11 protein-coding genes and 1 pseudogene are annotated in these 12,350 nt (G+C 70.0%); 6 read left to right on the top strand and 6 right to left on the bottom strand.

Features of this window, described 5'->3' with window-relative positions:
- Positions 1-8 precede the first annotated feature (8 nt).
- The 5 genes from AQI94_RS29390 to AQI94_RS29370 all read left to right on the top strand — a co-directional run bounded on the left by AQI94_RS29390 (position 9) and on the right by AQI94_RS29370 (position 4,288).
- Positions 9-944, top strand: coding sequence for a VOC family protein (locus AQI94_RS29390; protein ID WP_031037528.1), 936 nt, complete (start codon positions 9-11; stop codon positions 942-944).
- 103 nt (positions 945-1,047) lie between these two features.
- Complete coding sequence (locus AQI94_RS29385) at positions 1,048-2,019, top strand: fumarylacetoacetate hydrolase family protein (RefSeq protein ID WP_031037525.1); 972 nt, start codon at positions 1,048-1,050, stop codon at positions 2,017-2,019.
- Complete coding sequence (locus AQI94_RS29380) at positions 2,016-2,765, top strand: SDR family NAD(P)-dependent oxidoreductase (protein ID WP_031037522.1); 750 nt, start codon at positions 2,016-2,018, stop codon at positions 2,763-2,765. Before AQI94_RS29385 ends, AQI94_RS29380 begins: the two co-directional genes overlap by 4 nt.
- Before the next feature lie 36 nt (positions 2,766-2,801).
- Positions 2,802-3,584 carry a CoA transferase subunit A gene (locus AQI94_RS29375; protein ID WP_031037520.1) on the top strand — a complete coding sequence of 261 codons (783 nt, stop codon included), beginning with the start codon at positions 2,802-2,804 and terminating at the stop codon, positions 3,582-3,584.
- Entirely contained in the window at positions 3,581-4,288 is a 708-nt protein-coding gene (locus tag AQI94_RS29370) for a CoA transferase subunit B (RefSeq protein WP_051831892.1), read from the top strand. Before AQI94_RS29375 ends, AQI94_RS29370 begins: the two co-directional genes overlap by 4 nt.
- Here the strand turns inward: AQI94_RS29370 and AQI94_RS29365 are convergent.
- The 6 genes and pseudogenes from AQI94_RS29365 to AQI94_RS29340 form a co-directional block, all read right to left on the bottom strand.
- Positions 4,264-5,142, bottom strand: a complete 879-nt coding sequence (locus AQI94_RS29365) for an amidohydrolase family protein (RefSeq protein ID WP_031037513.1) — start codon at positions 5,140-5,142, stop codon at positions 4,264-4,266. The two genes, AQI94_RS29370 and AQI94_RS29365, sit on opposite strands and share 25 nt — an antisense overlap.
- Before the next feature lie 125 nt (positions 5,143-5,267).
- Positions 5,268-5,524: pseudogene (locus AQI94_RS29360) on the bottom strand (L-rhamnose mutarotase); the annotation flags it as partial.
- Positions 5,521-7,530: a hypothetical protein gene (locus AQI94_RS29355; RefSeq protein ID WP_031037510.1), complete on the bottom strand. Its 2,010-nt coding sequence runs from the start codon at positions 7,528-7,530 to the stop codon at positions 5,521-5,523. The pseudogene AQI94_RS29360 and the gene AQI94_RS29355, both read right to left, overlap by 4 nt.
- 107 nt (positions 7,531-7,637) lie before the next feature.
- On the bottom strand, positions 7,638-8,540 hold the full coding sequence (locus tag AQI94_RS29350; RefSeq protein ID WP_051831891.1) for a carbohydrate ABC transporter permease: 903 nt from the start codon (positions 8,538-8,540) through the stop codon (positions 7,638-7,640).
- A 55-nt stretch (positions 8,541-8,595) separates the two neighbouring features.
- Positions 8,596-9,510: a carbohydrate ABC transporter permease gene (locus AQI94_RS29345; RefSeq protein ID WP_031037505.1), complete on the bottom strand. Its 915-nt coding sequence runs from the start codon at positions 9,508-9,510 to the stop codon at positions 8,596-8,598.
- Positions 9,507-10,871 (bottom strand): ABC transporter substrate-binding protein, encoded by a 1,365-nt coding sequence (locus AQI94_RS29340; protein WP_031037503.1) that lies wholly within the window; start codon positions 10,869-10,871, stop codon positions 9,507-9,509. Before AQI94_RS29340 ends, AQI94_RS29345 begins: the two co-directional genes overlap by 4 nt.
- A 376-nt stretch (positions 10,872-11,247) precedes the next feature.
- On the opposite strand from AQI94_RS29340, the gene AQI94_RS29335 reads away from it, so the two are divergent.
- Complete coding sequence (locus AQI94_RS29335) at positions 11,248-12,045, top strand: FadR/GntR family transcriptional regulator (protein ID WP_031037500.1); 798 nt, start codon at positions 11,248-11,250, stop codon at positions 12,043-12,045.
- Positions 12,046-12,350 lie beyond the last annotated feature (305 nt).

Genomic DNA, 12,350 nt, shown 5'->3' with positions numbered 1-12,350 from the left:
AACCCCCCATGAACCGCCTGCTCACCCATCTGCGACACGTCGACCTCGCCGTACCCGACTACGACAAACAGCTCGACTTCTACGCCGGTGTCTGGGGCCTGACCAAGGTCGCCGAGGACTCCGGGATCTCCTTCCTCGCCGCCGAGGGCTCCCCCGAGCAGTACGTCGTACGCCTGCGCAAGGCCGAGGAGAAGCGCCTCGACCTCGTCTCCTACGGCGCCGCGAGCGCTGAGGACGTCGACACGTTCGCTGATCAACTCCTCGCCGGTGGCGTGCAGTTGATCTCGCAGCCCGGCAAGGTCGACACCCCCGGCGGCGGCTACGGCTTCCGCTTCTTCGACATCGACGGCCGGACCATCGAGGTCTCCGCCGATGTCGAGGCCCGTCAGCACCGCAGGATCGAGGAGAAGGAGTCGATCCCGGTCAAGCTGTCGCACGTCGTCCTCAACTCCCCCGACCTGGAACGGACTCGTGAGTGGTACGAGACCCACCTCGGCTTCCGCCTCTCCGACACCCTGCACTCGCCGCACATGGGCGAGGTCATGCACTTCATGCGGATCAGCAACCAGCACCACTCCATGGCCATCGCCAAGGGCCCGCACACCTCGCTGCACCATGTCTCCTTCGAGATGCGCGGCCTCGACGAGTACATGCGCGGCTCGGGGCGCGTGATGCGGGCCGGCATCCAGAAGATCTGGGGTCCGGGCCGGCACATGGCGGGCGACAACACCTTCACGTACTTCCTCGACCCGCACGGCAACACCGTCGAGTACACGACGGAGCTGGAGGTCCTCGACGAGGACACCTGGCACCCACACGTCTACGACTTCTCCCAGCCCGAGGTCACCGACCAGTGGGGCACGGCCAACCCCATGAACGAGCTGATCGCCAAGGAGTCCTTCAACGACGTCGACCGCGGCGTGTTCGTCGCCCCGCCGGTCTGAGCACGACCCCGAGGCCACCCCGGCCCCCGGGGGCGCGGCGTCCCCTGTCGCCCTGACTGCCCGCCGCGCCCCCGGGCCCTTCCGCACGCCCCTAGGACCCGCCATGCGTTTCGCCACGTACGAACACCGTGCCCGCCGGCACGTGGCCGTCGTCGCCGAGGACGGCACCCTCCGTCCACTTCCCGGCGTCCACTCCCTGGCCGGCCTCCTCGCCGAGGGGGGCGGCCTGCCCGGTCTGCTCGACGCGGGCTCCGCCCTGCTCGACGTCCCGGCCGGTCCCCACCTCTCCGAGGTGCGTCTGCTGGCCCCGCTCCAGCCGTCCACCGTGCGGGACTTCGTCACCTTCGAGGAACACGTCGAGGGTGTACGGCGGTCCGTGGACGGAGCCGCCGGTGTACCCGAACAGTGGTACGCGGCGCCCACCTTCTACTTCGCGAACCCCTACGCGGTGTACGGCCCGCACGACGACATCCCCGTGCCGCCCGGGTCGAGCGTGCTCGACTTCGAGCTCGAAGTCGCCGCCGTCATCGGCAAGGAGGGCCGCGACCTCACCCCCGAACAGGCCCGCGACCACATCGTCGGCTACACCGTCTTCAACGACTGGTCCGCCCGCGACCTCCAGTCCGCCGAGATGAGGATCGGCCTCGGACCCTGCAAGGGCAAGGACACCGCCACCGCCCTCGGCCCCTACCTGGTCACCGCCGACGAACTGGAGCCCTACCGGGACACCGACGGCTTCCTGCGACTGGCCCTGACCGCAGAGGTCAACGGACAGGTGGTCGGCAAGGACCTGCTGTCCAACATGAGCTGGACGTTCGAGGAGATGACCGCCTACGCCTCCCGCGGCACGGTCGTCCGCCCCGGCGACGTCCTCGGTTCCGGGACCTGCGGCAACGGCGGCTGCCTCGCCGAGCTGTGGGGCGTGCGGGGCGAACAAACCCCGCCGCCGCTGAAGCCCGGCGACACGGTCACGCTCACCGTGGAGGGCATCGGCACGGTCTCCAACACCGTCGTCCCCGGTGCCGCTCCCGTACCCCTGCCGACAGGCCGGCGCCGCAGCCGGGAGCGGCCGTGACCGACCTGCGGCCCAAGAGGCTGCTCGGCAAGGTCGTCGTGGTGACCGGCGCGGCCCGCGGCCAGGGCGCCGCGGAGGCCGAGGCACTGACCCGCGAGGGCGCCCGGGTGATCGCCACCGACGTGACGGAGGAAGCCGGCTGCCGCCGCCTCGACGTCACCAGCGCGCGGGAGTGGGCGGACCTCGCCGCCCACCTGGGCGAGGCGTACGGGCAGGTGCACGGGCTGGTCAACAACGCGGGCGTCACCTGGCGCGCCAGGATCGACGACGTACGCCCCGAGGACATGGCCCGGGTCCACGCCGTCAACGTCACCGGTCCGCTCCTGGGCATCCAGCATCTGACGCCGTTGATGCGCGCGGGGGCGTCGATCGTGAACGTCGGCTCGTCGGCGGCGCTGACCGCCCACTACCCCGTCGCGTACACCACCAGCAAGTGGGCGCTGCGCGGCCTGTCGGCCACCGCGGCCATGGAACTGGGGCCGCGCGGCATCCGTGTGAACACGATCCACCCCGGCTTCATCGAGACCGAGATGACCGCCTCCGCCGCGCCCGCGTTCCGCGCGGCGAACCTCGTCGGGACACCTCTCGGTCGCACCGGCACCGTCGACGACATCACTCCGCTCGTCACCTTCCTCCTTTCCGAGGACTCCGCGTTCATCACCGGAGCCGAGATCCCGGTCGACGGCGGCCTCACCGCGCACGGCGGCGCGAAGCCGATCTCCGACGCCCTGCGCACCGGCGTCTGAGCCGGCGACGACGAACGACAGAAAGGCCCTCACTCCATGGACAAGGCCCGCGCGAGCGCCGCGGAGGCGGTCGCCGATATCTGCGACGGGGCGTCACTGGCCGTCGGCGGCTTCGGCCTCAGCGGCATTCCCGACGTGCTCATCCATGCCCTCCACGCCCAGGGCGCCACCGACCTGAAGGTCGTGTCCAACAACTGCGGCGTGGACGGGCGCGGACTGGGAGTCCTGCTGACCGACGGCCGGATCGCCCGGGTCACGGGCAGTTACGTCGGCGAGAACAAGGAGTTCGCCCGCCAGTACCTCTCGGGCGAACTGGAGGTGGAACTCGTCCCGCAGGGCACCCTGGCCGAGCGGCTGCGTGCCGGAGGAGCGGGCATCCCCGCCTTCTACACCCCCGCAGGCGTCGGCACCCAGGTCGCCCGCGGCGGGCTGCCCTGGCGCTACGCGGCCGACGGCACGGTCGCCGTGGCCTCCCCGCCGAAGGAGACCCGCGAGTTCGCCGACCGCCGGTATGTCCTGGAGCACGCCATCACCACCGACTTCGCCCTCGTACGGGCCTGGCGCGGCGACCACGACGGCAACCTGGTCTTCCGCAGGGCGGCGGCCAACTTCAACCCGCTCGCCGCCATGGCGGGCCGCGTCACGATCGCGGAGGTCGAGGAGCTCGTGGAACCGGGAGACCTGGATCCGGACGAGGTGCACCTGCCGGGCATCTTCGTCCAGCGCGTCGTACCTCTCACCCCGGCCCAGGCCGCCGCCAAACAGATCGAACACCTTCGGACCTCCGTGTCCTCGACCCGAGGGGCCGTACCCGCATGAGCACCACCGTCCGTACGCAGGCGGGCTGGACCCGCGACCAGATGGCCGCCCGCGCCGCCGCCGAACTCACCGACGGTTCCTACGTCAACCTCGGCATCGGCCTGCCCACCCTCGTGCCCGGCCACCTCCGGCCGGGCGTCCGCGTGGTGCTGCACTCGGAGAACGGCATCCTGGGCACCGGGCCGTACCCGGAAGCGCACGAGGTCGACCCCGACCTCATCAACGCGGGCAAGGAGACCGTCACCGTGCTGCCCGGCGCCTCCTTCTTCGACTCCGCTCTCTCCTTCGGCATGATCCGGGGCGGTCACATCGACACCGCCGTCCTCGGCGCGATGCAGGTGTCCGCCGTCGGCGACCTGGCCAACTGGATGATCCCCGGCAAGATGGTCAAGGGCATGGGCGGTGCGATGGACCTCGTCCACGGAGCGCGCCGTGTGATCGTCCTGATGGAGCACACCGCCAAGGACGGCAGCCCCAAGATCGTCCGGGAGTGCTCCCTTCCGCTCACCGGCGAACGGTGTGTGCACCGGATCGTCACCGACCTCGGCGTCCTCGACGTGACGCCGGACGGCCTCGCCCTCGTGGAGTGCGGTCCGGGTGTGACCCCGGAGGACATCGCCGACCGCACGGGTGCGCCTGTGATCCGCAGGCCCGGACAGGCCTTCGCGGGGGCAGACCGTCAGTCGCGGGAGGCCAGGCGGTAGAAGGCGGTCGCGGTGCCGGCGAGGAGTGCGTGGATCTCGTTCTCGGCACAGTCGGTGAGCAGTTCGTCCACGGTGTCGGCCCAGCGGTTCCAGCCGCCGGCGAGGTTGGCGACCGGCCAGTCGGAGCCGAACATCAGCCGGTCCGGACCGAAGGCGTCGAGCAGGGTGTCCCAGACCGGGCGGATGTCGGCGGTGGTCCAGTTGTCGTGGTCGGCCTCGGTGATCAGTCCGGACAGCTTGCAGGCCACCTGCTCGTGTGCGGCCAGCCGTCGCACCTGACGCCGCCAGTCCTCCAGTGCGCGCCCGGCGATGTTCGGCTTGCCCGCGTGGTCGAGCACCTGGGGCAGGTCGGGGAAGCGGTCGGCGAGGTCGATCGCCTGGTCGAGCTGGTGGCTGTGGACCAGGACGTCGTAGGAGAGCCCACGGTCCCCGGCTACCGCCAACCCGCGCTCGACGTCCGGGCGTTGCAGCCAGCTCGGGTCCGTCTCGCCCTGGACGAGGTGGCGCAGGGAGCGCAGATACCCGCCGCCCGGTCCGGCGAGCAGTCGGTCCAGTACCTCGCCGATCGCCGGCGAGGTCAGGTCCGCCCAGCCGACCACCGCTTCGATCAGCGGCTCCTGTTCCGCGAGGGCGAGCAGGTCCTGCGTCTCGGGCAGGTCGGGCATGCACTGCACGACCACCGTGCCGTGCAGGTGGCGGCCCGCGATGGGGGTGGTCGCCGTGGAGCGCAGGTCGCCGGGGGTGAAGGTCCGACTGATGGATGCGAGGCCGGGATCGTCGAGCCAGGGCTGGGGGCGCCGGTCGAGTTCCCACAGGTGGTGGTGGGCGTCGATGAGGAGGGGGGCGGGGGTCATGGCGGGTTCCAAGTCGGTCGGTCCGGTGTGGGGCCTCAGGTGGTCGCGCCGTGGCCGGGCGGGGCGAGGTGCCAGATCTCGGTCAGCTCCGTCCACTGGCGGGAGTCGCCCCGGTCGGGCCACGCCTCCTGGCAGGGGTCGGTGAGTTTCCACCATTCCTGGGTTCGGGGTCGGCTTCGAGGACGGCCATGTCGGCCCCGAAGTCGTCGCCGTGGTACTCGAAGTAGGCGAACAGCGCATCGCCGTGGAGGAAGATGCTGTAGTTGCGGATGTTCGCCCGGTGCAGGGCGGCCTCGACGCCGGGCCAGACCGCCGAGTGGAGGCGGAGGTACTCCTCGCGGTGCCCGGGCCGGAGCCTGATGGTCTGCGCGACGCGCTTCATGCGGTCTCTCCCTCCGCGGCCGGGGACAGGTCGGCCGGGGTGTCGAACGGGGTGCGGTAGCTGGGTGTGCCGGTGCGCAGACGGAGCCGGAGCACCAGCCGGATGCGGGTGGACGCGGGCAGCCGAACCGTCAGGAAGGAGGTGTCGCACGACGTCTCCGCCTCGCTGACCACCGGCTCGGTGTGGCCGTAGTCGTACATGTCCCCGATCCAGCTGTCGTCCTGGCAGGTGGTGTAGCGGACGGCGGCGATGGTGTGCTCGGCGAAGGCGCCCGCCTGCACGATCACCGTGCGCTCGGTCTCGGGGCTGAGGTTGACCAGTTCGACGGTGGTCGCCTCGGGGTCGATGGAGGTGACCAGGGCGGCCACGTCCGGCGGCAGGCCGGCGCGGCGGGCCTCGGCGTCGTGGTAGCGCAGCCTCGCCTGCTGCAGGCCGCCCTGGTAGAGCACCTGCGGGCCGCCCCAGGTCAGCTGGACGAGAGCCTCGGTGGCCACGGGATTGCACTGCTGCCACACATGGATGTCGGCCTCGGGCACGTCCAGGTCGCGGTACCGGTCGATGCGCCGCAGCCGGTGGCGGATCTGGGCCTGGGCGGTGGCGAGGATCCGTTCGGGGTAGCCGGGGTCGTCCCCGGCGAGGAAGGCGAACCATGCCTTCTCGTGTCCGGACTCCTCCTTGGCGCGGAACGGGCGGACGGTGCGCCAGTCGATACCGTCGGCCTCCCGCAGTGCCTCCAGCCGGGCGCGGTCGGAGGCGGAGGCGGTGTGATGCCACAGGGCGACCGGCACGGGCGGGGTGGCCGGGTTGTAGTCGAACCAGCCCGCGTCGTTGTGCCTAAACGGCAGATGCGGGGTGGGCGTGCGGGTGTCCGGGCCGAGTTCGGCCGCCCACTTGGAGGGCAGACTGGAGTCCGCCTCGGTGTGGGGCATGACCTTGCCGCGTTCGATCAGAAAGTCGAGCGAACTCGCGACCATGGTGAGGTGGTCGTCGTCCCCGGTGACCGTGGCCGCCGCCAGCACCGCCACACAGGCCGCGTGGCCGACGCTGTGCCAGCCGTGCGGCCAGGACCAGCCGTAGTGGCCGCCGTACCAGCGGCCCTCCAGCAGGCTGCCGACGACGCCGTCCGGGCCGACGTTGTCCGGGACGAGACCGCCGTTCGCCTCGGTGCGCTCGCGCCACGCGCCGACGTACTCGACGATCCAGTCGCGGTAGCGGTCCTCGCCGGACAGGATCCAGGCGTTGAGGACCAGTCCGGCCGCGGCGAGGTTGACCGCGGTGTCGCCGACGCCCGTCCGGTCCCGCATCTGCGCGCCGAGACGGGGGTCGGCGGAGAGGGGGTAGGGGCCGCCGTCCGCCTCGGGAATCCACTCCAGCGGGAAGCCGTACGTGTCGGCCTCCTTCTGCAGCCAGGGATAGACGTCACCGTCGAACAGGCCTGTGCGGTCGGGGTCGCTGCCGTTGTGGGGACGGGTGATGACACGGTGGTCGGGGTCGTAGTTGCCGTGGGCCGGGTCGACGAACAACTCGGCGAAGCGCAGCGCGCGTTCGGCCCAGCGGTCCGGGGCGGCCATGCACAGGAAGTAGAGCAGGAGCAGGCTCTCGCCCTGGTGGAACCAGTCGTAGCCGCGTTCGTACTCGTCGCGCAGCATGCCCAGTTCGGTGAGCTGGCGGGTCACGCCCTCCCAGTGCTTCTCGCTCGCGGGCAGCAGGTCGTCGGCGCCGCCGAGGAGGTACAGCTGGGGCCAGTTGAAGAACACCTCGTAGAAGTCGTCCGCACCGTCGCGGCTCGTGAGTGAGCCGGTGTAGTTCAGCCGGCCGTCGGGGCCGGTGAAGTCGCGGGCGAAGCGGCGCCAGGCGTGGTCGAGCAGGTCGAACAGGGACCGCTGCGCAAGGGCCCAGCCCGGTGGTTCGAGCACCGGCACCCGGGCCTGGACCTCGGGTGCGGTCGGTGGGACGACGTCCGCTGCGTCCTCACCCGATACACGGTCGGAGGAGCTGAAGGGCATGGGATGGATCTCCGTTCGGGGTGGCGGCATGGTGCGCACGCCGGGAAACGCGGCAGGGCACAAGGGCGCGGGCTCCGGGTGTCACGCCGGGAGCAGTGGGCCGGGATCTACTCCTTGGTGGCTCCGGCGAGCATCCCGCTGACCAGGAAGCGCTGGGCGAACAGGAAGACGATCAGCACCGGTGTGATGGCCAGCAGCGTGGCCAGCGCCAGTTGCGGGCGCTCTATCGCGAGGGGGCCGACGGCCGGGTTGAAGGACGGCACGTTGCTGAGGAGGCTTCCGACGCCCACCTGGATCGGCATCTGGTCGCTCTCGGGGAGCATCACGTACGGCAGGAAGTAGTTGGTCCAGTTGGCGACGAAGCTGAAGAAGCCCACGAGGGCGATGACCGGGGTCGCCAGCGGCAGCGCGATGTACCGGAAGACGCCGAACTCCGAGCAGCCGTCCATCCGGGCCGCCGCCAGCAGGTCCTTCGGTACGGCGGTGGTGAAGTAGATGTACGTCAGATACACGCCGAAGGGGTAGAACGAGTACGGCAGGATGATCGACCACATCGTGCCGATCAGGTGCGCCGCGTTGATCTCCAGGAACAACGGCACGACCAGGGTGGCGGTCGGCATGAGCATCACGACGAGAGTCGACACGAGCAGGGTGTGCCGGCCGCGGAACTCGGTCATGGCCAGGCCGTAGCCCGCCGGCACCGCCACGCAGAGGGTGATGACCAGGGAGATCACCGCGTACAGCGTGGAGTTGCCCAGCCACTGCAGGACGGCGTTGTCCTGGAACGCGGTGAGGCCGTCCCAGTTGTGCTTGAAGGCGTGCCAGGAGCCGAAGGACAACGGGCTGCCGTGCACGAGCTGTTGGTCGGTCTTGGTCGCCGCGAGGACGAGCCAGAGCACCGGCAGGACGAAGAACACCAGGAAGACGAGCAGTACGGAGCCGGTCAGCAGGCGGGGCACCAGGCGACGCGGGCGACGCCGCCCGGAGGCCTGGCGGGGCGCTGGGCTCATGGCACTCGCTCCTCGTTCCGTGCGCGGTGGGACGCCGGTCGGTCCCGCGGACGTCTTAGTCGGCATCGAAGAACCCCGACCGTGCGACGAAGACCGCGGCGGCCGACACGCTGACGACCAGAAGCTCCACCGAGACCGCGGCGGCACCGTTGACGTTGTTCATCTGGAAGGCGAAGTCGTACGTCAACTGGTTCAGCGCGTAGTCGCGTCCGGCCACGCCCACACTGGCGAGAGACAGCAGTTGCGGCTCCACGAAGAGCTGCGCGCCGCCCGCGAAGGCCAGGATCACCATGTACACGATCCACTTGCGGAGCATGGGTATCTGCACGTGCCAGGCGGTCTGCCAGGCCCCCGCGCCGTCGATGCGCGCGGCTTCCATGACGTCACTGGGGATGTTGTTCAGGGCGCCGTAGATGACGACGATCCAGCCGCCCGCTCCGGTCCAGAACGCGATGACCGTGAACAGCAGGGGCAGGTTGCCGGGCGCGATCACCTCGCCGAAGGTGTGGAAGCCCAGCAGGCCCAGCAGCGAACTGACCGGGCTCACCGTCGGGTCCAGCATGAACAGCCACACCAGCACACTCGCGGCGCCGGCGAGCGCGCCGGGGACGTAGAAGAAGAAGCGCAGCGATCTGCTGAGGGTGCCCGAGGCGAGACGGTGCAGCAGCAGCGCCAGGCTCACCACGAACACCACGAGGGAGACCAGCCAGAACAGAAGGTAGAGCGCGACATGGCCGACGGCGTCCATGAAGCGGAAGTCCTGCGCCGTGGTGATGAAGTTGCCGAAGCCGGTGAAGGTGCCGCCGGCGTCGGTGAAGGCGAAGTAGACGGCGTATCCGGTCGGCAGGATGCCGAACGCGATCAGGAGGATCACGTAGGCGGCGACGAAGGCGAGGCCGGCCCGGCTCTGCCGACGGGCGCCGCTGGGGCGCCCGTGGACAGAGCCGGTCGAGGAGTGGCTGAGGGTCACTGCGAGACCTTGTATCCGTTGGACTTGGCGTACTTGACGATGGAGTCCTGCCAGGCCGGCAGCATCGAGACGATGGACTTGCCCTGGGTCAGGCCGGGCTTGACGGTGGCCGCCCAGATCGCCTCCTGGCTGAACTGGCCGGAGCCCCACTCGGGCCAGACCTGGGAGGAGGCGGTCGTGAGTGCGCTCAGGTCACTGGCGAAGTACCCGGAAGCCGCCTGTCCCTTCAGCCAGGCCTCGGCCGCCGGCGCGTAGGCCGGGAAGCCGGGCGCCTTCTCCCCCTGGTAGGCGTTGTCGGTGGTGACCCACTTCAGGAAGTCGGTGGCCGCCTTGATGTGGGTGGAGTGCTGGGACAGCAGCCAGGTGCCGCCGCCGACGTTGCCGGTGGACGGGGCGCTGTCTCCCTGCCACTGCGGAATGGGAGCCGCCGCTATCTGCTTGGCGGGGACCTTCAGCGTGTCCCTGAAGACCGCGCCGCCGTACCACGCCGGGCCCGGCATGAGCAGGACCTTGTCGGCCTGGTTCTTGCCGAAGTCGGTGCTGAAGACGCCGCTGATGGACATGGACTTGTTCTTGATCAGCACGTCCAGGAGCTTGGCCATCTTGGTGCAGGCCTCGCTGGTGGTGTTCACCGAGACCGCCTTGGGCCCGGTGATGTGGTTGGCGCCGCACTTGCTCGCCCACAGGTAGATCTCGGGCGTGAACGAGTCACCCGCGTCACCCACGAGATAACCGGGGTGCTCCTTGGCCACCTTCTCGCCGAGCTGCTGGTACTCCTCCCAGGTGGCCGGCACCGAGTAGCCGAACCGCTTCAGCAGCGGGGCGTTGTACCAGAGCACCGCCTGGGAGAGGTCGTTGCGCAGACAGTAGACGGTGCCGTTCACCGTGCAGACGTCGTTGGCGCCCTTCGAGAACTGCCCCAGGGTCGACCCGGGGACCAGCCCCTTGTTGAGCGGGGCGGCGAAGCCCGCGTCGACCGCCCAGGAGGCTTCGTTGTTCTGGGAGCTGAAGACGACGTCCGGCCAGCCCTTGCCGGTGCGGTTGAAGAGCTGGACCTTGGTCTGGAGGTAGTTCGAGCCGTTGGCGTCGCCGTCGTAGCTGACGATGTCCAGCTTCGCCTCGGGGTGCAGCTGCTGGTACAGCTTGGCGGCGTCCATCCTGGTCGCGTCCACCCAGACGGTCAGGGCCCCGTCCTTCTGCGGCGCCTGGGCGAAGCCGTCCTTGGTGGTCGTACCGCCGGTCCCGCCGCCACCGCAGGCCGTCAGGGCCAGCGACACCGTGGCTGCGCACCCGGCGAGCAACGCCGCACGCTTCTTTCCGAGCGTTCTCTTCGGGCTGGGCGAAGGCTTGTTGACGGTCACGATTGACTCCACTGGGTTTGCGGTGCCCCGAGCAGATGGGCAGGTGGCGCGAGGAATAGGGCGACGCCGGGCCGTCCCGGGCAGGCATCGGTCACTCGGAGGGCGGCTGCAGCGCTGTCGGCCTGGATGAAATTAGCCGCCTCATCGAGGGGTTAGTCAAGGGTGTGTACGACGTTTTTTTGCCGGGTTCGGTACGTCCGGGCAAGGATTGCAACCCATTTCTCATCACAATCGGCATTTACGCACCCAAAGAGTGCAGGCTTGGGCCATAGATCTTGACCAGAATGAGTACGACTTATTCTTCTCTTGCGTTAGGATGCTGTCGGCTCCAAGGCGATCAGTCGCGTTCGCCGCAGTCACTCGGGAGGCAGTACAGATGGACGACACGCCGACGATCGAAGGGACCTCGCCGTCCCAGGTCCCTCCCGCTGCGCCCGCGGCGGCGACCGGCTCGGAGGAGCGGCGTGACTACCGTCCCGGGTACGAGATCGTCGCGGAACAGATCCTCGAGTACATCGCCGAGGAACGCCTGGTGGCGGGTGACCGGCTGCCCACGGAGATCGACCTGGCCCAGACGCTCCACACCAGCAGGGCCGTCGTGCGGGAAGCCGTGAAGATCCTTTCCGCGCTGGGCCGCGTCCGGGCCCACAAGGGAAGGGGCCTGTTCGTCGCGGACGACGAAGGCATGCTCGTGACCAGCCGCTGGGGAGGTTTCTTCCGCCCCGTCGACATCGACCACGTACTGATGCTGTTCGAGTTCCGCAGGGTCCAGGAGATGTCCGCCAGCAGCCTGGCGGCCACGCGCGCCACTCCCTCGGAACTGCGCACCATCGAGCTGGCCATGGAGAAGGGCCGGCAGGGGTTCGTCCAAGGGCGGGTCGAGGTGTTCAACCAGGCGGACGAGGAGTTCCACATGGCCGTGTCCGCGGCCTCGCACAACACCTTCCTCGTCAGCGCCGTCCGGGACGCACGACGACTGCAGCGCCAGTCCAGTGCCATCGGGATCCATGACAGGCTCGGCGAGAACACCGCGGCGGCCGTCGAGGAACACGAGGCGATCTACCGGGCCATCCGTGACGGCCGCCCCGATGAGGCGGCGCAGGCCACCGCGGCGCACCTCGACAGGACCCTTGAGGACTATCGGCGCGAGATCCAGCGGCGCCTGTTCGGGTAGCGCTGCGGAGGTGTGCGCCGGACGCGCTCGGGATCTGGCGGGGGGGCGAGGCGGGCGCGCCCTCGGCGCGGGTCTCCGTAAGCGCGGGGCTGCCTGGGCGGTATGTCAGGGCGGCGGTGCGGCCGCGGTGGCGGTGGCGCGTGGGACGGGTGCCGACGGGCCGGCCGGCGCGGCCCCAGGCGGGGGGTGACGTCGCGTCGCGTCGGCGTGGGCTGGTCTTTTGGACAGAGATGCCGCGGGGTCAGCGTTGCTCGGCCAGGAGGGCGTCCTGCTGCTACGGCCGACGGAGGCGGCGGTAGCGGGGT

This window comes from Streptomyces pseudovenezuelae, from assembly GCF_001513955.1.
Lineage (GTDB): Bacteria > Actinomycetota > Actinomycetes > Streptomycetales > Streptomycetaceae > Streptomyces > Streptomyces pseudovenezuelae.
The sequence above is the reverse complement of the archived record's forward strand: the minus strand, read 5'-3'. Positions and strand labels throughout refer to the sequence as shown.